25 protein-coding genes are annotated in these 18,831 nt (G+C 60.3%); 14 read left to right on the top strand and 11 right to left on the bottom strand.

The genetic code is table 11. The features are described 5' to 3' along the window. Positions 1-69: 69 nt before the first annotated feature. A complete protein-coding gene (locus E8Q41_RS03170) occupies positions 70-345 on the top strand; it encodes a hypothetical protein (protein ID WP_137154055.1) in 276 nt (91 codons plus the stop codon). 391 nt (positions 346-736) lie between these two features. Further along, positions 737-1,735, top strand: a complete 999-nt coding sequence (locus E8Q41_RS03160; RefSeq protein ID WP_137154053.1) for a glutathione S-transferase family protein — start codon at positions 737-739, stop codon at positions 1,733-1,735. Positions 1,736-1,801: 66 nt separating this feature from the next. On the opposite strand, the gene E8Q41_RS03155 is transcribed toward E8Q41_RS03160, so the two are convergent. After that, positions 1,802-4,108, bottom strand: a complete 2,307-nt coding sequence (locus tag E8Q41_RS03155) for a Tex family protein (RefSeq protein WP_137154052.1) — start codon at positions 4,106-4,108, stop codon at positions 1,802-1,804. A 208-nt stretch (positions 4,109-4,316) separates the two neighbouring features. Here E8Q41_RS03155 and E8Q41_RS03150 point away from each other — a divergent pair, with 208 nt between their 5' ends. Then, positions 4,317-5,282, top strand: a complete 966-nt coding sequence (locus E8Q41_RS03150) for a flagellin (RefSeq protein ID WP_137154051.1) — start codon at positions 4,317-4,319, stop codon at positions 5,280-5,282. 185 nt (positions 5,283-5,467) lie between these two features. Further along, positions 5,468-5,953, top strand: coding sequence for a hypothetical protein (locus E8Q41_RS03145; protein WP_137154050.1), 486 nt, complete (start codon positions 5,468-5,470; stop codon positions 5,951-5,953). 13 nt (positions 5,954-5,966) lie between these two features. Here E8Q41_RS03145 and E8Q41_RS03140 read toward each other — a convergent pair whose 3' ends face one another. From E8Q41_RS03140 to E8Q41_RS03100, 9 genes are all read right to left on the bottom strand, one after another. Continuing rightward, the gene (locus E8Q41_RS03140) at positions 5,967-6,662 is read right to left on the bottom strand and encodes a hypothetical protein (RefSeq protein ID WP_137154049.1); all 696 of its coding nucleotides are present in this window, start codon (positions 6,660-6,662) and stop codon (positions 5,967-5,969) included. After that, the gene (locus E8Q41_RS03135) at positions 6,659-7,714 is read right to left on the bottom strand and encodes a GSCFA domain-containing protein (protein WP_137154048.1); all 1,056 of its coding nucleotides are present in this window, start codon (positions 7,712-7,714) and stop codon (positions 6,659-6,661) included. The genes E8Q41_RS03140 and E8Q41_RS03135 overlap by 4 nt, the downstream gene beginning before the upstream one ends. Before the next feature lie 50 nt (positions 7,715-7,764). After that, on the bottom strand, positions 7,765-8,286 hold the full coding sequence (locus E8Q41_RS03130) for a tyrosine phosphatase family protein (protein ID WP_137154047.1): 522 nt from the start codon (positions 8,284-8,286) through the stop codon (positions 7,765-7,767). A 2-nt stretch (positions 8,287-8,288) separates the two neighbouring features. After that, the gene (locus E8Q41_RS03125) at positions 8,289-8,897 is read right to left on the bottom strand and encodes an HD family hydrolase (protein WP_137154046.1); all 609 of its coding nucleotides are present in this window, start codon (positions 8,895-8,897) and stop codon (positions 8,289-8,291) included. Beyond that, on the bottom strand, positions 8,897-9,733 hold the full coding sequence (locus tag E8Q41_RS03120; RefSeq protein ID WP_137154045.1) for a folate-binding protein YgfZ: 837 nt from the start codon (positions 9,731-9,733) through the stop codon (positions 8,897-8,899). Before E8Q41_RS03120 ends, E8Q41_RS03125 begins: the two co-directional genes overlap by 1 nt. 66 nt (positions 9,734-9,799) lie before the next feature. Continuing rightward, positions 9,800-10,486, bottom strand: coding sequence for a hypothetical protein (locus tag E8Q41_RS03115; protein ID WP_246660057.1), 687 nt, complete (start codon positions 10,484-10,486; stop codon positions 9,800-9,802). Positions 10,487-10,548: 62 nt separating this feature from the next. Further along, positions 10,549-10,806 carry a hypothetical protein gene (locus tag E8Q41_RS03110; protein WP_170976342.1) on the bottom strand — a complete coding sequence of 86 codons (258 nt, stop codon included), beginning with the start codon at positions 10,804-10,806 and terminating at the stop codon, positions 10,549-10,551. A gap of 104 nt (positions 10,807-10,910) precedes the next feature. After that, a complete protein-coding gene (locus tag E8Q41_RS03105; protein WP_137154042.1) occupies positions 10,911-11,324 on the bottom strand; it encodes a TIGR02301 family protein in 414 nt (137 codons plus the stop codon). 35 nt (positions 11,325-11,359) lie between these two features. Continuing rightward, positions 11,360-11,767, bottom strand: a complete 408-nt coding sequence (locus E8Q41_RS03100) for an NUDIX hydrolase (protein ID WP_137154159.1) — start codon at positions 11,765-11,767, stop codon at positions 11,360-11,362. Positions 11,768-11,834: 67 nt separating this feature from the next. Between E8Q41_RS03100 and E8Q41_RS03095 the strand changes: the two genes are divergently transcribed. Together E8Q41_RS03095 and E8Q41_RS03090 are read left to right on the top strand one after the other, a co-directional pair. Continuing rightward, positions 11,835-12,617 (top strand): SOS response-associated peptidase, encoded by a 783-nt coding sequence (locus E8Q41_RS03095; RefSeq protein ID WP_137154041.1) that lies wholly within the window; start codon positions 11,835-11,837, stop codon positions 12,615-12,617. 41 nt (positions 12,618-12,658) lie between these two features. Beyond that, positions 12,659-12,937 (top strand): type II toxin-antitoxin system ParD family antitoxin, encoded by a 279-nt coding sequence (locus E8Q41_RS03090; protein ID WP_137154040.1) that lies wholly within the window; start codon positions 12,659-12,661, stop codon positions 12,935-12,937. A gap of 317 nt (positions 12,938-13,254) precedes the next feature. On the opposite strand, the gene E8Q41_RS25460 is transcribed toward E8Q41_RS03090, so the two are convergent. Next, positions 13,255-13,413 carry a hypothetical protein gene (locus tag E8Q41_RS25460; protein WP_170976340.1) on the bottom strand — a complete coding sequence of 53 codons (159 nt, stop codon included), beginning with the start codon at positions 13,411-13,413 and terminating at the stop codon, positions 13,255-13,257. 322 nt (positions 13,414-13,735) lie between these two features. Here E8Q41_RS25460 and cysS point away from each other — a divergent pair, with 322 nt between their 5' ends. From cysS to pip, 8 genes are all read left to right on the top strand, one after another. Continuing rightward, the gene (gene cysS / locus E8Q41_RS03080) at positions 13,736-15,178 is read left to right on the top strand and encodes a cysteine--tRNA ligase (RefSeq protein WP_137154039.1); all 1,443 of its coding nucleotides are present in this window, start codon (positions 13,736-13,738) and stop codon (positions 15,176-15,178) included. Next, positions 15,175-15,360 carry a hypothetical protein gene (locus tag E8Q41_RS03075; protein WP_205910355.1) on the top strand — a complete coding sequence of 62 codons (186 nt, stop codon included), beginning with the start codon at positions 15,175-15,177 and terminating at the stop codon, positions 15,358-15,360. The genes cysS and E8Q41_RS03075 overlap by 4 nt, the downstream gene beginning before the upstream one ends. A gap of 60 nt (positions 15,361-15,420) precedes the next feature. Beyond that, positions 15,421-15,663: an AbrB/MazE/SpoVT family DNA-binding domain-containing protein gene (locus E8Q41_RS03070; RefSeq protein WP_137154038.1), complete on the top strand. Its 243-nt coding sequence runs from the start codon at positions 15,421-15,423 to the stop codon at positions 15,661-15,663. Beyond that, positions 15,660-16,079 (top strand): type II toxin-antitoxin system VapC family toxin, encoded by a 420-nt coding sequence (locus tag E8Q41_RS03065; protein WP_137154037.1) that lies wholly within the window; start codon positions 15,660-15,662, stop codon positions 16,077-16,079. The genes E8Q41_RS03070 and E8Q41_RS03065 overlap by 4 nt, the downstream gene beginning before the upstream one ends. Then, entirely contained in the window at positions 16,076-16,540 is a 465-nt protein-coding gene (locus tag E8Q41_RS03060) for a GFA family protein (protein WP_137154036.1), read from the top strand. The genes E8Q41_RS03065 and E8Q41_RS03060 overlap by 4 nt, the downstream gene beginning before the upstream one ends. 118 nt (positions 16,541-16,658) lie before the next feature. Further along, positions 16,659-17,171 (top strand): GFA family protein, encoded by a 513-nt coding sequence (locus tag E8Q41_RS03055; protein WP_137154035.1) that lies wholly within the window; start codon positions 16,659-16,661, stop codon positions 17,169-17,171. 215 nt (positions 17,172-17,386) lie between these two features. Beyond that, positions 17,387-17,770: a DUF559 domain-containing protein gene (locus E8Q41_RS03050; protein ID WP_137154034.1), complete on the top strand. Its 384-nt coding sequence runs from the start codon at positions 17,387-17,389 to the stop codon at positions 17,768-17,770. A gap of 39 nt (positions 17,771-17,809) precedes the next feature. Continuing rightward, a complete protein-coding gene (pip, locus tag E8Q41_RS03045) occupies positions 17,810-18,763 on the top strand; it encodes a prolyl aminopeptidase (protein WP_137154033.1) in 954 nt (317 codons plus the stop codon). Positions 18,764-18,831: the final 68 nt, after the last annotated feature.

Here is an 18,831-nt window from a genome sequence, read left to right as displayed (position 1 = left end):
GGTCTACAATCACGGCGTGAAGCGTGCTTGAGGTGCATGACGGCAAATGCCGACCGAAAGGAAGCGCCAATGCCAGATCCCGATGGTTTCAACGAAGAACCGCAGTCGCCTCTTGCCCTCAATGAGGACGAGGAGACTTGGGACGAGGCCATTTGGGGTCCAAAGAAGACGCTGACAGCAGAGGAGCAGGCGGAGTATGACGCCTGGTTCCGGCGCAAGGTGCAGGCAGCGCTGGAGGAGGCTCGTCGGCCGGACGCGGTCTCCTATACCCAGGAAGAAGTCGAGGCGATGATGGAGGCTCGACTCGAAGAGCGCATTGCTCAGGCGCGCAGGCATGCGGATTAAATGGTCGACGCGAGCTAAAAACGGTGCGCTCGTCCTCGTAGACTATATTGCCATCGACAATCCCGCTGCGGCTCGCCGTGCTCTGAAGCGGATAACCACGCGGCTCGGAATATTAGTGTCGTATCCCTTTGCCGGACGGCCAGGCCGGATCACCGGCACCCGCGAATTGGTCATAACGGGTTCACCCTTCATCGCCGTTTACAGAGTGGAGAATGGCGTTTGCAGGATCGAGAGCCTCATCCACGCAGCCCAGTTCTATCCTCCCGACATCCCATAGTCCTCGCTTTTCGCAACGAAGCGTCAACCGTCCGCCGGCTTGTTCGGCGTCGCTTTTCCGTCCATTGCAGGGGCATTTTATCACTGGCGCTCTGCGCCCGCGCGAGGACAGGACATGCCGCAGCTGATCGACGGAAAATGGGTCAATGACGAGGTCGCAGCCAATGAAATGAAGAATGGCGCCTTTCATCGCGAACCCACCAAGTTTCGCGACTGGTTGACCGTCGATGGCGGCCCCGGACCGGAAGGCCAGCGCGGTGTTAAGGCGGAGCCGGGTAGGTTTCAGCTGTTTATCTCGCGTCTCTGCCCCTGGGCGTCGCGCACCTATGTCATGCGCAATCTCAAGGGGCTCGAAGATCTCATCCCGGTTTCCATCGCCGCAGGCGCGATGACCGACAATGGCTGGGAATATGCCGAGCCGCAGGATACGGGCGAGGGGACGCCGGCGATTTCCTATCAGCATCAGCTCTATACGCTGTCTGACCCGCATTACTCTGGCAAGGTGTCCGTGCCGGCCCTCTGGGACCGCAAGGAAGGCAGGATCGTCAACAACGAATCCGCCGACATCATCCGCATGCTCAACACCGCCTTCGATGGGCTGACCGGCAATCGCCTGGATTTCTATCCCGAGCCGCTCAGAGCCGAGATCGACCGGTGGAACGCGCTGATCTACGACACCGTCAACAATGGGGTCTATAAAGCCGGCTTCGCCCGGACGCAGAGCGCCTATGACGCCGCCGTCACGGCGCTCTTCGACACGCTGGATACGCTCGAGGCGCATCTCTCTGTCCATCGCTATATCGCCGGCGATTATCTGACGGAAGCCGACATCCGCCTGTTCATGACGCTGATCCGCTTTGACGCCGCCTATGTCGGAGCGTTCAAATGCAATCTGCGTCGGATCGAGGACTGTCCCAATCTCGCCAACTACACCCGTGAACTCTATCAATGGCCGGGGATCACCGACACCGTGTCGGTCGACGACATCAAAGCCGGCTATTACTCGATTGCTCACATCAATCCGACGCAGATCGTTCCCAAGGGACCGCGTCTTGATTTCTCTCGCCCGCATGATCGGGGCAGGCTGACGGGCAAGGGCGTTTGGCAGCGTTGACCACGCCATATTGAAAAGGCTCCGCGCCTTCACGCGGAGCCTCACCACTGACAATCGGCGATGCCCTTACTTCTTTTTCATCGCTTCCAGCAGCGCTGCGCCGAATGCGCCCTGGCTCGGCTGCTGCTGTTTCGGCGCCGCCTGACGGTAATTGGCGTTGCCAGAATTGCTGCGGTTTCGGTCCTCCCTCGGCTCGCGGGGGCCGCTGGCTTCCTTCTTCATCGATAGCGCAATGCGCTTGCGCTTGGGGTCGACTTCCACCACCCGCACCTTGACGATGTCGCCGGCTTTGACGACCTCGTGCGGGTCCTTGATGAAGCGGTCGGCGAGCTCGGACACATGCACGAGCCCGTCCTGATGCACGCCGATATCGACGAAGGCGCCGAAGGCGGCGACATTGGTCACCGTGCCTTCGAGCATCATGCCCGGACGAAGGTCGGAGATCTCGTTGACGCCTTCCGCGAACGTGGCGGTTTTGAATTCCGGGCGCGGGTCGCGACCGGGCTTTTCGAGCTCGGCGATGATGTCCTTGACGGTGGGCAGGCCGAACTTGTCGTCGATGAACTGGCGCGGGTCGAGCTTCTTCAGTGTGGCGCTATCGCCCATGATGCTGCGCAGATCGCGGCCGCAAGCGGAGACGATGCGGCGCGCCACCTCATAAGCTTCCGGGTGGACCGAAGAAGCGTCGAGCGGCTCCGTTCCATTCGGAATGCGCAGGAAGCCCGCGCATTGCTCGAAGGTGCGGGCGCCGAGCCGCGGCACCTTCATGAGTTCCTTGCGGCTCTTGAAAGCGCCGTTTTCGTTGCGATAGGTCACGATCTGTGTGGCGAGCGTCTGGTTGAGACCGGAAACGCGCGACAGAAGCGGCGCCGAGGCCGTGTTGAGATCGACGCCGACGGCGTTCACCGCATCCTCAACCACGCCATCCAGCGAACGGCCGAGCTTGCCCTGATCGACGTCGTGCTGATACTGGCCGACGCCGATCGATTTCGGCTCGATCTTGACGAGTTCGGCGAGCGGATCCTGCAGACGGCGGGCGATGGAGACGGCGCCGCGCAGCGACACGTCGAGCTTGGGGAATTCCTGGGCCGCGAGTTCGGAGGCCGAGTAGACCGAGGCTCCCGCTTCGGAGACGATCACCTTCGTCGGCTTCGGCGCAGGCAGCTTGGCCAGCAGGTCGGCGACGAGCTTTTCCGTTTCGCGGCTCGCCGTGCCGTTGCCGATGGCGATGAGGTCGACCTTGTGCTTGCGGATCAGGCTGGCGATCTCCGCCTGGGCTCCCATGAGGTCGTTCTTCGGCTGGAAAGGATAAACGGTGGACGTCTCGAGCAGCTTGCCCGTCTCGTCGACAACCGCCACCTTCACGCCCGTGCGGATGCCGGGATCAAGCCCGATGGCGCGGCGCATGCCGGCAGGGGCGGCCAGCAGCAGATCCTTGAGGTTTCGGGCGAAGACGTGGATCGCCTCTTCTTCGGCGCGCTCGCGCATGTCGCGGATCAGTTCGAGCGAGAGCGAGGAGAACAGCTTCACGCGCCAGGTCCAGCCTGCGGCGTCGCGCAGCCATTGATCGCCAGGGCCATTGCCGCGCGTGTCAAGCGCGGCGGCCACGATTGCTTCAGCCGGCTTGATCGGCGACAGGTCGTCGGCGTCGACCTCCAGCGTCACCGACAGCACTTCCTCGTTCCAGCCGCGCAGCATGGCGAGCACGCGATGGCTCGGCGCCTTTGCCCAGGGCTCCTTGTGGTCGAAATAGTCGGAGAATTTTTCCGCATTGTCTTTTTTGGCGTCGGCTACTTTGGACACGAGCACGGCGCGGGCCTGCATGTGACCTCTGAGCCGGCCGATGAGCTCGGCGTTTTCGGAAAGGTCTTCGGCGATGATGTCGCGCGCGCCTTCGAGCGCCGCCTTCACATCGGCCACCTCGTCCTTGACGAAGGCTTCGGCGAGGCTGGCTGGAACCGCCGAGCGATTGGCGAGGATGGCCTCCGCCAGCGCGCCGAGGCCACGCTCGCGAGCGATCTGGGCGCGGGTGCGGCGCTTGGGCTTGTAGGGCAGGTAGATGTCCTCAAGCACCGCCTTGGTGTCGGCCTGCAGGATCTTGAGCCGGAGCTCGTCGGTCATCTTGCCCTGTGTCTGGATCGAATCGAGGATCGTGTCGCGCCGCGCCTCCATCTCGCGCAGATAGACGAGACGTTCCGCGAGCAGACGAAGCTGGGTGTCGTCCAGACCGCCGGTCACTTCCTTGCGGTAGCGGGCGATGAACGGAATGGTCGCGCCTTCGTCGATCAGACCGACCGCCGCCTGCACTTGCTGCGGCCGGGCGTTGATCTCGGAAGCGATCGTGGCGGCTAAGCGGTTCATATCTGCGGGCATGGCGTGTTCTCGTCCTGATTTGGGATGGGCGGACCATAATGATGAACGGACAAAATGGAAGCGTCGGGGCGAAATACCCACAATACAGGATTGGCGCGCGCATTGTGGTAAATGCATGTGATTAATCGCCCCTGATCGTTAAGTCGGCGTTCACGATACAAATTTAGCATGCGGTCAATGTATTTCGTCCCCGGTATCTGAGTAAAACATGTACAGCTTACATACAAATACTGCGGCCATCGGTGCGCAGAGGATGCTGCGTTCCAATGAAGTGGACCTCTCCAGGGCGCAATCCCAGACGAGCAGCGGCTTGCGGATCTCGACCTCCGCCGACAACGCCGCCTATTGGTCAATCGCCACGACAATCAAATCCGACAACAAGGCGCTTCACGCGGTGCAGGATGGTTTGGGCTTCGGCGCGGCGGTCATCGACACGGCGGAGATCGGCTTCTCCGAGGTGATCGACGTCATGGGGATTATCAAGCAGAAGCTCGTGGCGGCGCGAGAGCCCGGCGTCGATCGCGACAAGGTCAATGCGGAGCTCACGGAACTTCGCGCTCAGGTGCGTTCCATCGCCGAGGCGTCGTCCTTTGCCGGCGAAAACTGGCTGCATATGACCCAGGCGGGGCAGGGTGGCCCCCAAGAGGTGATCGCCTCGCTGACACGCAGCCTCGACATAGGCGCCGCCGTTCGCACCATCGACTATGACATGACCTCGGTTCCGGACACCGAGCAGGTATTCTATATCGTCGACGATGTGACGGGCGACAACGGCATCGTCACCAACTCCGCTTTCGCAGACAGCCTCGGACTGACCACCGACTGGGTGCTGTTCAACGGCCAAAACAGCAGCGGATATACGGAAATCGAGATTTCCAACGACACGGCGGACAGCGATATTGAGGAAATGATCTCGGTCGTCGATGCAATGACGCAGAAAATGATCGGACGCGCCGCAACGCTGGGGGCTCTGCAGCAACGCATCGACCTGCAGAAGGAGTTCAACCACGATATCGGACAGGCCATGGAGCGCGGCGTCGGCAAGCTCGTCGACGCCGATATGAATGCGGTTTCGGCCCGCCTTCGCGCCTTGCAGAGCCAGCAGGAATTGGGCCAGTCCTCCCTTTCAATAGCCAATGAGCAGCCTCAGAATATCCTGAGGCTCTATAGTTAAATTTTCTTGTTATTATTTAGTGTGACTTAATTTATGCTTCGAGATGCAAATGGGTATTTTGAAAAAAACGGGCATAGGTTTGGCGCAGGGTTGATCGATGATTGTTAATCAAAGTCACGCAATGTCATACAGTTGTCACGTCGCATGCAGTCAGTTGCGATTCGAAAGGCGAAAGGAGTGATCACTTGTCGACCTTCCTCATGAAGGATGTGGAGTTCGCTGCTTGTGTCTACAAAGGCCTGGTGGAAGATTTCGCCCAGCAGTCCGTCAAGGCGATCGCGTGCAAAGTCATAAAGATGGGGCGCAAGCGCTTTTCGCGCATGACAATCCATGCCGGAGAACGGCAAGTGAGCGCCTGGGACTACTACTGCTATGGGTTGTTGAAAGGCGATACAGCCTATGGCGACAAATTCATCCATGACTTTTTGCGGCTTGCCCTTTTGAAAAGGGTCGAGCGCTTGCCAGTTGAACATCTTCGTCTGGTCAGCGTCTCGCAACTCGCTTTCGAGGATATGAACGACGATGTCGTGATAGGTCCAGAGGCGGCGCTACGGATGATCGAGCGCCACATTCATGTGATGTTGATCGATCATGGCCGCGTCGTCCAGCAACTCCTCTCGGCCGGCCCCAGGCTGCTTCCGGTCGAAGTCGCGGAAGCAGCAGCTGGTTGATGCGCGTCGCACGTTAGATCCGGCCGAAAAACTGATTGAGCCAGAGCTTTCCGAATTCGGCATTCATATGCCGCCGATCCGTATCGCGATGATTGTGGTTGTCCCAGGAGTCGCCAATCGCAAGGCTCGTGGAGTTCTGCTTGAAACGTCTTTCGGTGCTCTCGCCGTTGACGATCGTTTCCAAAGGTTGCAGCACCAGCTTGGCGTCGAGGGGAGCGAACATTTTTTCTTCGAGGAACGCCATGCCATTGACGAAGGCTGCGGTGCTCTGATCCCCCCTTACCTCTGAAGCGACCGGAAGCGGCATATGTCCCACATAAACGGGCTTCTTCGAGAGCGATCGAATGAGGTTGATGATTTTCATGGCCGGCGCCCTGGTGCCGATTTCATGCGCAGCGCCAGCGATGAATTTGCTGGTGAAGAAGCGCCCCTCGGGCAGGAAAAGCGCATCCAACCCGACCCCGTGCACCAGGAAAAGATCATAGTCTTTAGGATTGATCGCTCCCACACCCCCGGAGGTGAATTTCATGGCTTTGCGGAGGCCCGGGTCTTTCCCGACCAACCGCTCTTCCTTTTCGATCAGATTTGCGATCTTGTTGCCGCGATGACCGAAAAAGACGATCTGATGCTGCGGAAAATCGGGAGCTATTTCAGTCCACGCCAGTTTAAGCGCGGCAATGTGGCTGTTGCCGATGATCGCAATCTTCATTTTTCGCCTCCGAAGGCGCCCAACAATTCCTCTTCGCAGACCACGTCTGCAGATGTCTGCGCCGCCTCGTGTTTGCTGACGTCGCCGATCAGATCGCCGAATTTTTCCGTAAGCGACTGGAAGAAGGTGTCCATGACAAACCGAACCCCGTAGGCGCTGACGCTGCGCATATTGGGCTCAAAGAACGCGCCTTTGAAAACCGGGCTGTTGATGATTTCATAGGACGGAAAATAATCGACGAACTTTCGCGTTTGCGCCATCTGGCCTGCGACTGCCCGCAGGACGGATTTGGAATACATTGTCGCGAGAACGACATGTTCGCCGGACGCGGTCGCCGTCAACGGCACGGGGGATACGGTGAGGATGAAACGGAGCCGCGGATTCATCGACCGCATCGCCAGGATCGCCTGCTGGAGGTTATTTCGAACCGTTGGGAAGTCCTGGTTGACAAATACGTGCTTCGCCGGCTCGAACTCGCCTTGGACGGTGCCCGGACAAAGCGGATATTCGTAGCCGCCGTCCTGATTTACCCAGCTTTCTGTCAAACCAAGCGTAAAGACGAAGAAGTCCGACTCCACAATCGATTCTCTGAACCGGTTGATGGTCTCCTGACGAGCCTTGCGCATTTCCTGCACAGATTCGAAGCCGTCGGGCTCAACTGTGGGGCGGAACGGATCAAAGATTTGTCCATTGGCTTCCCAGTATTCATCCGGCGGGGTCGTTTCTCCGCTCGCCCATGAGACCCACTGTTTCAAGATCGAGGTCGTATAGATATTGCCGGTTCTAGATGTGAAAATGTTGTAGTTGAACTTTTTCGTAAATTGCGGAGGCAAACCCTGAATCGGTTTTTCCGTGATGAACCAGTTGAATCCCCTGTCCTGCAACGCATTGCCGATGTGCTGAGCAAAACATGAGCCGTACGTAGCGACTTTGCTTGTAGGCTTGATCTTAAACTTCGGGGACCACAGATTTTTGATCTCGAAAGCATTGAGATCGGCAACCGAAGGCCGCCAAAATGCTTTGTCTGGTAGGTTTTTATAGGGATGCATCATGAACACTCACTACGAGATTTCCGCTCATTTACTGCAAAAAAGTTTACAATTCAATTGTGACGCCAAGATAAGGCGAACGGAGCGTCCCCTTGATAATCGGCTCCCCGTCCGATCTCCTTGACCGCCGACACCAGTCGGCCATGGCGACCAAGCGCCGCATCGCCGATTTCGATGAGCCGCGAATTGGGCGTGGCCTGGGGTGACGCCTTTCTCAGTTTTTGAGCCAGAGCAGCGTCGTCGAGGTCCGGCGACACGGCGAGGGCCGCGATCAACGCCGCCGCCGGCGAGCGCGATACGCCCATCCAGCAGTGGACGAGAAGCGGCGCCGATTGATCCCAGGCGCGGGCGAAGGCGATGATCTCTTCGACATGGCTCTCCTGCGGCGCGACCAGCCCATCCTTGCCGGCAAATGCAATGTCGTTCATCGCGAGCTTCAGGTGCCGCGAGGCCTGCACGATGCCCGGTCGATGAAAATCCTGCTTCTCGGCGATCAGGCTGATCATTTCCGTGGCCTGGTGCCGTGCAGCCATTTCGCCGATCGTCTTGAGCGGGGAGACGATGATGGAGGGCATGGTCAGGTCCTTTGGGAATCGATATCGGCGAAGCGCGCCAGGAAGGCGGCCTGCGCCTCGAAGGCGGGCAGGGGCGCAATCGGCAGCATGTCACGGCTGAGCCCGCGCGGTTGACCGAAGAATTTTCGCGCCTCCGCGGGAGTGAAGCCCGCCAGTTCCGTGGCCTCGAAATAGGCGGAGATCTTGTCCGCCTTCTTGATCTCGGCCTTCAGCGTGGCGGTGGGATGCGGCGGCAGGCCGAAGCGGATGTGAACGGCCGCTTCCAGCCGCTTCTCCACGGTCTTGTAGCCGCCTCCGACCACCGCCTTGAAGGGCGAGATCATGTCGCCGATCACATATTCCGGCGCGTCATGCAAAAGCACCATCAGGAGTTCCCAGGGCTTGGCGTCGGGATGGGCGTGACGGTAGATGATTTCCACCATCAGACTGTGCTGCGCCACCGAGAAGGCGTGGTCGCCATGCGTCTGGCCGTTCCAGCGGGCGACGCGGGCCAAACCATGGGCGATATCGACGATCTCGACATCAAGCGGCGAGGGGTCGAGGAGGTCGAGCCTCCGGCCCGACAACATGCGCTGCCAGGCGCGTTGCGAAGGGGGCAGGGCGTCGATCATCACTGGGCGTTTTCGGCGTCTACAGGCCAGTCCAGGCCGCTCCAGCCGGGCAGCGTGACAGTCACGTTCTGCCCGCCGACCGACGGCGTCGCGCCGGTATTGAGGGCGGAGCCGAGTTTGTCGATCCGCGCGACGGCAAGCCCGGTCGAGCCCGAAACCGAAAGCAGCGTTCCCACCTCACGATCGCCGACGATCAGAGGCGCGCCCGCTTCCACGAGCGGAGCCTGCCCCGTCACGGTCACCACGCGTCGGCGCGCGGTGGAGCGATGCTGCATGCGCGACACCACTTCCTGGCCGACATAGCAGCCTTTCTTGAAAGACAGACCGTCATTCCTGTCCATCATCAGGTCATGGGGGAAATAGTCGCCAAGACCCTTGTCTTCGCCGCCGCCGGTGATCCCCAGCGACAGCCGCAGCGCGTGATAGACGTCCGGCGTATCCGGAGCCGCCTCGTCGCTCGGGCGGCGGCTCAGCGCGACGCCCGCTTTGGCGAAGCGATGGTCGCGCGATCCGTCTGCCGCAGGCTCCCAGGAAATCAGCGCATGGTTTTCCGGCAGGCGCGCGAACACGGCCTTGGCGCGCAGGCGATAAAGGGTCAGCCGCTTGATGAAGGGATCGGCCTGCTCGGCGGAGGTTTCCAGCAGCAAGCCGTCCGCGGTTCTCGCGACCAGAAAATCGAACAGGATCTTGCCTTGCGAAGTGAGAAGCGCGCCCGCCCGGAATTCTCCCTCCGGCAAGGCCTTCAGATCCGTGGTGATGATGCTTTGCAGGAAATCTTCGGCGTCATCCCCCGAAATCGAGATGAAGGCGCGATCGGAAAGTGAAACGGCTGGCATGGCGATTGAGTCCCTTCTGATCACGCTCAGGTAGTCGCAAGCGTGGTCCAAGGCAAGGTCGTGACCTCAGTCGCCGGCCACGAAGAACTTCCACTTTCCGTCCGGCGTAATGCCGATGCGGTAGAAGTTATAGCCGCCGAATTCCTTCATGTCGGAGACGTCGGAAGCGGTGACGATGCGGTAGAGCTCCACCTGTTCGGGCGGCGACAGCGTGTCGAGCGATTTTTCCGCGAAATAGGGCCAGACATACTGAGCTTCCGGCGTGCCCTTGTCGACCAGCGCCGCACCAGTCGACAGGATGTCGAGAATGATCGCCAGGACTTCGCGTCCGTCGGGATCGCCCGAGACGCTTTTCAGCGCGACGATGGGATCTTCCGGGCTGTCGCCCACCGCCACCTGCGTGCCGTTTTCCCCGGTGCTCAGAAGCGGACGCAACCGTTCGATGTCGCCGCTCGCCGCCGCTTCCACCAGCGCCACGCGCATGCGCTTGACCGGTTCCGGCAGCAGCTTGGAGTCCATGATCATTTCAGGCGGCGGCGAAACGTCGTTCTTGTCGTCGGTCGCTGCTTGCGGTCGGACGGCATTCTTGTCGATCAGCCCGTCCGGCATGGGCATGCCCGGCTTCGTGGTTTCTTCGGGGTCTTCGACCGCAGCGTCGTTCGATGGTTCGTCCTGCAGCGCAAGCTGGTCGGAGCGCGCGGTGAGCGCCAGAGCGGGAAGGGAGGTCCAGGCCGTTACAGCAGCGAGTCCCATGAGGACAAAGGCCGTACGGCGGAGTGGTGTTGCGGACCTCGGGTCGGGCATTGCGACAGTCCTTACTGGATCGTGCGGTTCGGCGAAAACTCCCCCGAAGCGATGCGCTCCTTCAGCGATTCGAGCAAGGCCTCGGCGCCTTCTTCGCCGTGAAGACGGATAGTCTCCTGCATGGCGAAAGCGATCGCGGCTTCCGCGATGATCTCGGGCTCGATACCGTCCGCGCGGCCTTCAGCCCAAGCCTCCCCCTGGCTTTCCCAGGCGGCCTGCATCTTTTCATGGACGATCATGTCGTCGAGGTCTTTGGCGCTGGCTTCCATACTCATACTTCCCTGACGGCGGCGATCATTACCGATCCGTTAAAACTCATAGCAAGGTTTTCCCAAAACGGCATCGTGCGCAATGAAAAGAGGTTAACTTATGCTTAATTTCCGAAACGGGCGGTAATTTCTGCCGCGAGTGTTGCCCCTTCGGCACGGTATCGGCTTTCCGCTTCCACCGCTTGCGGCGTGCATCGGGCATAGGTCGCAGCGAAGGAGCGGTAGCCGCGATTGAACGCCGCCGTCAACTGCGCCGCCCGTTTCGGTTCGCCCTTGGTCTCATCCTCCAGCAGCGCCGCCATGGTCTGCCGCCAGGATGGATCATGCGCAGCGCAGAGATTGCGCAGATAATGCACCGACCCCAGGATTTCGGCGAAACGCTGCAGCTTGCCATCATAGGGCGCAGGCTTCTCGACGGGCGCCGCAGGCGCGGCGGGCGGTTCGGCTTCTGCCGCGGAGAGGGCGAAGGACGGTGTCGCAGCGAGCGCGCAGACGATGGCGAGACGGAAAAACGGCATACCTGTTCCTATCAGAAGAGGGGGCTGGCGGCAAATCACGCAAGCGCGAATTCACGTTCCAACCTGTCGACGCAGTCGACAACCGATGCCGGACAATTGAGCGCCCTGATCTCGGCCGGGGTGAACCAACCGGCGTCGGCGGCGTCATCGCGCGCCTCGGCGATGGCCTCAGCGTCGGCCTCGACGAGGAAGACGCTCAGGTGAAAATGACGCCCGGGATTCTCCGATTGGAGATCGTAGGTCGCGAACAGCACGGGATCGCGGGCCTGGATGCCGGTTTCCTCCTCGAATTCCCGAAGCGCCGTTTCCTCCGGCGATTCGCCTGTTTCCGCGCGGCCGCCGGGAAATGCGAACATGTCGAGCGAGGGCGGATTCTTTCGTCGGATCAGCAGCATGCGGCCATTCCGGATCAGGATGGCGGAGGAGGCGAGTTCGGTCTTCATCAGTGGGCCTGTTTTATCGATCGCCCCGACATTGACCTGATGGGTGCGCGATGCCAAATGATTTCCCATGTGCGGACGATTTTCACTGACGGCGACGCCCGAAGAGGTGCGCGAATTCCTCGCCCTTCTGGAGCTCGAGGATTTCCCGGCGCGCTACAATATCGCGCCGACCCAGCCCATTCTCGCCGTCATCGCCGGCGAGCAGGGCGCGCCCGGCTCCAACCTGCCTCAGCGGCGCGCGCTGCTGATCCGCTGGGGGCTGACGCCGGGCTGGGTCAAGGATCCGCGCGAGTTTCCGCTGCTCGTCAATGCGCGCGCCGAAACTGCGGCGGAGAAGTCGTCGTTTCGCGCCGCCATGCGCCATCGCCGCATTCTCATTCCCGCCTCCGGTTTCTACGAATGGCGTCGCCCGCCCAAGGAGAGCGGCGAGAAGAGCCAGGCCTTTTGGGTGCGGCCGCGCCATGGCCGCATCGTCGCCTTCGCCGGGCTGATGGAGACCTGGGCCTCGGCGGATGGATCGGAAGTCGATACCGGCGCGATCCTGACGGCCGCCGCCAATCCTGCTTTCGCGCCGATCCATGATCGCATGCCGGTGGTGATCGCGCCCGAGGATTTCGACCGCTGGCTCGATTGCAAGACCCAGGAGCCGCGTCATGTCGCCAATCTCCTGCGCTCGCCGCCCGAGGATCTGTTCGAGGCGATCCCGGTCTCCGATCTGGTCAACAAGGTCGCCAATGTCGGCCCCGAGGTTCAGACGCCCGCCGATCCCTCTGTCGTCGTGGCAAAACCCAAGCCGAAAGCCGCCAAACCAAAGGCGGATGGCGGCGGCGGGCAGATGAGCCTGTTCTGAGCGCGGTTGTCGCCTTCGGGCCCGAGTGGTAGATTGAGCCTATGAACGAACACGCGCGCACAACTATCACGCTTTCGCTGACGCCCGAGGATATCGAGCGGCTGGATCTGGCCGTGCGCGAAGGCGGCTACGGGTCGCGGGAAGAGGTTGTGATGCTGGGTGTCGAGACGGCTCAGGGACACATTAAATTCGATGGCGCGCAGATCGAGCATTTGCGGCGTGTCTACAAGAACGGGCTTGAAAGCGGTCTGGCCGAACCGTTCGCAGCGGACGATTTTCTCGCTGAATTGAAACGCGAGAAGGCGAACGACAATCGATAAACTCGTTTTCACCAACAGAGCCAAACGAGAATTGCGCCGGATCTGGCGGTCCATCGCGCTTCACAATGTCCCCGCCGCCGACCGAACCTATGCCGGCCTTATGATGAAGCTCAACCGAGCCTCACTCTATCCGCTAAGTGGTCCCGCGCGACCAGAGATCGCTGATCGAGCCAGGATCATCATCTACGGCAACTACATCGCTCTATACGAACCAACAGCCGCAGGCATTCTGGTCATCAGCATCGTCGATGGACGAAGCGATCCTAAAACGTGGTAGCATGTGGTCGCGGCCTGCGCAGAGAACCCGCGCGACGCCTTCAAGCCGCCCGCACATCCTTCTTGGCTGCGTCGGTCTTTTCCTCTTCGCGCGGACGCTGCATCATCAGCGCTGCGGCGAGCAGGTGACGCGGGCCGACCGGACCGTATTTGGTCAGAAGATCGTTAATGTTTTGTTTACCAGTTTCAATGCGTTGCATGGTGTTCCTCATCCCATATGGGAAATGTTTCGTGTCTTGCTTATGCCGTGTCGATTGGGACAAAAGCATGGCGGTTTTCCTCCCCGCGAACATTTCCAATGCTTCAGTACCATATTTCTTCAAAATGTATGCATCGGAAAAATTGCGCCGACCTTGACCGCACCGCTTGACTGCGCGATATAGCCCCCATGAAAACGATGAACTGCATCATCTGCCGGATCATTATTCGCTAGCGCAAGCGCTGGCCCGGCCGTTTTCGTCTCCTGACACCCCAAGAGCAAAACGCCCCGGCCAGCCGGGCAAACAGTCTATGGGGACACGCATGGCCGACACGCCGGAACTCAGGCTCTACAACACGCTGACGCGCGAAAAGGCGCCGTTTCAGCCCATCGATCCCAGCCATGTCAGGATGTATGTCTGCGGCCCAACCGTCTATGACTTCGCCCATATCGGCAATGCCCGCCCGGTCATCGTCTTCGATGTGCTCTATCGGCTGCTAAAGCATCTGGCGGGCGAGGGCGCCTGGGACGGCGGCAAGGGCGAGACGAAAGTCACCTATGTCCGCAACATCACCGATGTCGACGACAAGATCAACGCGCGGGCGCTGCGCGATTATCCCGGCATGGAACTCAACGCCGCCATCCGCCTGGTGACGGAAAAGACCGAAACGCAGTTCCATGAGGATGTGAAGGCGCTCGGCTGCCTGCCGCCCGACGTCGAGCCGCGCGCCACCGACAACATTGCCCAGATGATCGACCTGATCCAGAAGCTTCTCGGCCGCGGCCACGCTTATGTGGCCGATGGCGCGGAGGGGCGCGAGGTGCTGTTCGCCACCGGCTCGATGGCTGATTACGGTCAACTCTCCAAGCGCAAGCTGGAGGACCAGCAGGCCGGCGCCCGGGTGGCGGTGGAGGCGCATAAGCGCAATCCCGCCGATTTCGTGCTGTGGAAACATTCCGACGCCGACCAGCCCGGCTGGCCGGCTCATTTCACTGTGGATGGCGCCGGCATCGACATCTATGGCCGTCCCGGCTGGCATATCGAATGCTCGGCCATGTCCGGCCGCTATCTCGGCGACGTCTTCGACATCCACGGCGGCGGGCTCGATCTCATCTTCCCGCATCATGAAAACGAAATCGCCCAGTCGCGCTGCGCCCATGGCACGCACGCCATGGCCAATGTCTGGATGCACAACGGCTTCCTGCAGGTCGAAGGCAAGAAGATGTCCAAGTCCGAGGGCAACTTCTTCACCATCAACGAACTGATGACGACGGAGAATTTCGGCGGCCGCAAATGGGGCGGAGATGTGCTGCGTCTGGCCATGCTGATGACGCATTATCGCGAACCGATCGATTTCAGCTCAAAGAGGTTGAAAGAAGCAGAAAATTTGATCGTCAAGGCTCATGAGTTTATGGACGGTTGCCCTGCTGGCAGGCTTCCGGCTGAGTTCCTCGAACTCCTGTCTGACGACCTCAATACGCCGGCTGCCCTTAACTGGTTATTCTCTCAAAGACGCGGAGCGTTTTCTCGGAATGATTTCCGCTCTGCTTTCGAATTCATAGGCCAGAGAGTATTCGGTGAGAAACAAGCGTTGAGCAGCGAGGATCACAAGCGCGTCGCTCATCGCCTTGAACTCCTCAAGACCAAGAACTTCACCGAAGCCGATAAGATTCGCGACGAGTTGCTCGCCAAAGGCATCCAGCTAAAGGACGGCAAAGATCCAGCCACTGGCGAACGCGTCACAACGTGGGAGATCAAGCGGTGAGCGACGATCTCTCGGACGCCATTCAAGCCGTAGTCGACATGCGGCTTGAAATGCTGAAGAGCGGTAACGAGGCTGAAGCCGACAAGATCCGCGACGACCTGCTCGCCAAGGGCATCCAGTTGAAGGACGGCAAGGATCCCGCCACCGGCGAGCGCATCACGACCTGGGAGATCAAGCGGTAGGAATTGGAGTTTTCAGCGGTCTGGCCTATGCTTGCCGCAAGGCCATCGGAGGCGCCGAGCATGAACGAGATCCGGCATGTGAAAATCGTCCTGAAAGACGGCCATCGCGCCGTGGAAATCCCCGAGGAATTCGATTTCCCCGGGGACGAGATCACCATGCGCAAGGAGGGCGACCGGATCATTCTTGAGCCGAAGCGCGAGGATCGCGACTTATTTGAATGGCTTCGATCGCTTGAGCCACTGGACGAAGAGTTTCCAGATGTTGATGAAGGGCTCTTGCCGGTGGAAGACGTCGATCTATGACAGACTTTCGCTTCATGCTGGACACAAACATCGTTTCGGACATGCTCCGCAATCCGCAAGGACATGCAGTGCAACGAGGCGAGGCCGAGGGAAAAAGCGCGCTCTGCCTGAGCGTGATAACCGCCTGCGAACTCAAATACGGGATCTATAAGAGAGCGTCGCAGGCGCTGAAATCGCGCATCTCAGTATTCCTCAAGGACATTTCTATTCTCGCTCTCAAGCCCGAGGTTGATGAGATCTATGCCCTTTTGCGGCTCGATCTAGAACGTCGTGGCAAGCCAATCGGCCCCAACGACCTCCTGATCGCCGCCCACGCCAAATCCCTCGATCTCACCCTCGTCACCGACAATATCCGCGAATTCTCCCGTATCGACGGGCTGAAGCTCGAAAACTGGATTGAAAGGCCCGCCGAATGACCACCAGCGAAATCCTCTCCGGCGGTTGCCAATGCGGCGCGGTGCGCTTTCGCGCCAGCCATCTCGGCCGTCCCTCGATCTGCCATTGCCGCATGTGCCAGAAAGCGTTCGGCGGCTTTTTCGGACCGCTGGTGACAGCCGATCACGCTCATCTCGAATGGACGCGCGGTCAGCCGTCGCTCTATCGCTCCTCCAAGAAGGTCCGGCGCGGCTTCTGCAACAAATGTGGCACGCCCTTGACCTATCATCATGGCGACGGCGTCGAACTCGCCATCGGCGCCTTCGATCATCCCGAAAAACTCGAGCCGCAGATCCAGGTCAATCACAAGAAGCGACTGCCCTGGATCGATCATCTGTTCGAACAGCCGGTGCTCGACGATCCCGAGGTCGACGCGATGTTTGCGGCCATCGAAAGCTGGCAGCATCCCGATCACGACACCGACAAATGGCCGGAGGATTGAGCATGGCGGGCAATCCGAACACGCAGATGCCGAAATGGTTGATCTACGCGCTGGTCGGCAAGGCCGTGGCGCTGGTGGTGGTCGTGGCGGTGGTCCTCTATTTCGTGGGAGCGTTCAAATGACCGATGTCTATACCGGCGGCTGCCAATGCGGCGCCATCCGCTTCCGGCTTGAAGGCCGCTATCAGGACGCCTCCGTCTGTCATTGCCGCATGTGCCAGAAGGCGTTCGGCAATTACTTTGCGCCGCTGGTCTCGGTCGGCGAGGCTCAGCTCGCCTGGACGCGCGGCAAGCCCAAATATTTCCGCTCCTCCAACTACGTCCGCCGCGGCTTCTGCGGCGACTGCGGCACGCCGCTCTGCTATGAAGCGCCCGATGGCGTCGGCCTCGCCATCGGCGCATTCGACGAGCCCACGCGTATTGCGCCCACCGTACAATTCGGCGTCGAAGGCAAGGTCGCCTATGTGGATCATCTCCACGAACTGCCGGAGCGGGTGACCGAGGACGATCTCGCCGCCGCGCCCTTCCTTGCGCATATCGTGAATTATCAGCACCCCGACCACGACACATGCGAATGGTCCCCTCGCTCCGAGCCCGCCGATCACTGGCGGCCGACGGAGGAGGGGGTGTGAGACAGTTTCCCGGGTCGGTGGTTTTGGCTTTCCCCTCCCCAACCCCTCCCCACAAGGGGGAGGGGCTTAACCGGCGGAGCCTTCCCGGCAAGATCGCGACCTTGCGTCTGGTGGATCGGTTTTGGGTGAAGACGAGGGTGCCGCATCCTAGCCCCTCCCCCTTGTGGGGAGGGGTTGGGGAGGGGTATTTTTCTTCGCTCTCGGAGGCGAAGTTCATGCCCCATTCCAATGTTGATCCGAAAACCAGACGCCGCGCCCAATCATTGCGTCGAGACCGGACCAAAGCCGAGCAGGTGATGTGGAACCTGTTGAGAGAACTTCGTCCTTTCGGCGCTCGCTTCCGCCGCGAAACGCCTCTCGGTCCCTACATTGCCGATTTCGCTTGGTTGTCAGCCCGCCTCATCATCGAGGTTGATGGTCACAGTCATGGCTATGAAGACGCTATCCGTCATGATGCGCGACGAGACGCTTTTATGCGTAGCCAAGGCTTCACAGTCCTGCGGTTCGATAATGACGATGTCCTCAATGCCGAAGAAGCTGTCTATCTGGAAATCGTAGCCGCGCTTCGGCATCGCCTGATCGGTTGGGACGGCGATTGATGATGGAAGATTCCGATTTGATGTATGAAAGCGAAATGCATGACTGAATTCCGCACCCTCTACCCCGAAATCCCCCCCTTCGAGTCCGGCACCCTCGACACCGGCGACGGGCACTCCGTCTATTGGGAGCGGGTGGGAACCAAGGGCGCCAAGCCCGCTGTCTTCCTGCATGGCGGTCCGGGCGGCGGGTTTTCGCCGAGCCATCGGCGGCTGTTCGATCCCGCGCTCTATGACGTGATCCTGTTCGACCAGCGCGGTTGCGGCAAATCCACGCCCTATGCCAGCCTGGAGAACAACACGACCTGGCATCTCGTCTCCGACATCGAAAAGCTGCGCGAGATGATCGGCGTGGAAAAGTGGCTGGTGTTCGGCGGCTCCTGGGGTTCGACCTTGGCGCTTGCTTACGCCGAGACGCATCCGGACCGCGTGTCCGAACTGGTGGTGCGCGGCATCTACACGCTCACCAAGGCGGAATTGTCCTGGTACTACCAGTTCGGCGTCTCCGAAATGTTTCCGGACAAATGGGAGAAGTTCGTGGCCCCCATCCCAGAGGCTGAACGTTATGACATGATGGGCGCCTATCGCAAACGGCTGGTGGGCGAGGACAAGGCGGCCCAAATCGAGGCGGCGCTAGCCTGGAGCCAGTGGGAAGGCCAGACGATCACGCTTCTGCCCGAGCCCGAAACCAGCGACAAATTCGGCGAGGATGAATTCGCGCTCGCCTTCGCCCGCATCGAAAACCATTATTTCGTCCATGCGGGATGGATGGACGAGGGGCAGTTGTTGCGCGATGCGCACAAGCTCGCCGATATCGAGGGCGTGATCGTGCACGGTCGCTACGACATGCCGTGCCCGGCCAAATATGCCTGGGCGCTGCACAAAGCCTGGCCGCGGGCGGAATTCCACTTGATCGAAGGGGCAGGACACGCCTATTCGGAACCCGGAATTCTCGACCAGCTGATCCGGGCGACCGATAGGTTTGCGGGGAAGTGAACATGGAAGTCGCATTCTGCGTCACCCCCCTCTGGCCTGCCGGCCATCTCCCCCTCAAGGGGGGAGAT

The organism is Rhizobium sp. FKL33 (genome assembly GCF_005222915.1).
In the GTDB taxonomy this organism is placed as follows: Bacteria; Pseudomonadota; Alphaproteobacteria; order Rhizobiales; family Rhizobiaceae; genus Rhizobium_E.
This window is presented reverse-complemented; position numbering and strand designations above follow the sequence as displayed.

Coding starts and splice junctions, on each gene's coding strand:
- E8Q41_RS03170 (WP_137154055.1), top strand. CDS start 70: ATGCCAGATCCCGATGGTTTCAACGAAGAACCGCAGTCGCCTCTTGCC.
- E8Q41_RS03160 (WP_137154053.1), top strand. CDS start 737: ATGCCGCAGCTGATCGACGGAAAATGGGTCAATGACGAGGTCGCAGCC.
- E8Q41_RS03155 (WP_137154052.1), bottom strand. CDS start 4,108: ATGCCCGCAGATATGAACCGCTTAGCCGCCACGATCGCTTCCGAGATC.
- E8Q41_RS03150 (WP_137154051.1), top strand. CDS start 4,317: ATGTACAGCTTACATACAAATACTGCGGCCATCGGTGCGCAGAGGATG.
- E8Q41_RS03140 (WP_137154049.1), bottom strand. CDS start 6,662: ATGAAGATTGCGATCATCGGCAACAGCCACATTGCCGCGCTTAAACTG.
- E8Q41_RS03135 (WP_137154048.1), bottom strand. CDS start 7,714: ATGATGCATCCCTATAAAAACCTACCAGACAAAGCATTTTGGCGGCCT.
- E8Q41_RS03130 (WP_137154047.1), bottom strand. CDS start 8,286: ATGCCCTCCATCATCGTCTCCCCGCTCAAGACGATCGGCGAAATGGCT.
- E8Q41_RS03125 (WP_137154046.1), bottom strand. CDS start 8,897: ATGATCGACGCCCTGCCCCCTTCGCAACGCGCCTGGCAGCGCATGTTG.
- E8Q41_RS03120 (WP_137154045.1), bottom strand. CDS start 9,733: ATGCCAGCCGTTTCACTTTCCGATCGCGCCTTCATCTCGATTTCGGGG.
- E8Q41_RS03115 (WP_246660057.1), bottom strand. CDS start 10,486: ATGGGACTCGCTGCTGTAACGGCCTGGACCTCCCTTCCCGCTCTGGCG.
- E8Q41_RS03110 (WP_170976342.1), bottom strand. CDS start 10,806: ATGGAAGCCAGCGCCAAAGACCTCGACGACATGATCGTCCATGAAAAG.
- E8Q41_RS03105 (WP_137154042.1), bottom strand. CDS start 11,324: ATGCCGTTTTTCCGTCTCGCCATCGTCTGCGCGCTCGCTGCGACACCG.
- E8Q41_RS03100 (WP_137154159.1), bottom strand. CDS start 11,767: ATGAAGACCGAACTCGCCTCCTCCGCCATCCTGATCCGGAATGGCCGC.
- E8Q41_RS03095 (WP_137154041.1), top strand. CDS start 11,835: ATGTGCGGACGATTTTCACTGACGGCGACGCCCGAAGAGGTGCGCGAA.
- E8Q41_RS03090 (WP_137154040.1), top strand. CDS start 12,659: ATGAACGAACACGCGCGCACAACTATCACGCTTTCGCTGACGCCCGAG.
- E8Q41_RS25460 (WP_170976340.1), bottom strand. CDS start 13,413: ATGCAACGCATTGAAACTGGTAAACAAAACATTAACGATCTTCTGACC.
- cysS (WP_137154039.1), top strand. CDS start 13,736: ATGGCCGACACGCCGGAACTCAGGCTCTACAACACGCTGACGCGCGAA.
- E8Q41_RS03070 (WP_137154038.1), top strand. CDS start 15,421: ATGAACGAGATCCGGCATGTGAAAATCGTCCTGAAAGACGGCCATCGC.
- E8Q41_RS03065 (WP_137154037.1), top strand. CDS start 15,660: ATGACAGACTTTCGCTTCATGCTGGACACAAACATCGTTTCGGACATG.
- E8Q41_RS03060 (WP_137154036.1), top strand. CDS start 16,076: ATGACCACCAGCGAAATCCTCTCCGGCGGTTGCCAATGCGGCGCGGTG.
- E8Q41_RS03055 (WP_137154035.1), top strand. CDS start 16,659: ATGACCGATGTCTATACCGGCGGCTGCCAATGCGGCGCCATCCGCTTC.
- E8Q41_RS03050 (WP_137154034.1), top strand. CDS start 17,387: ATGCCCCATTCCAATGTTGATCCGAAAACCAGACGCCGCGCCCAATCA.
- pip (WP_137154033.1), top strand. CDS start 17,810: ATGACTGAATTCCGCACCCTCTACCCCGAAATCCCCCCCTTCGAGTCC.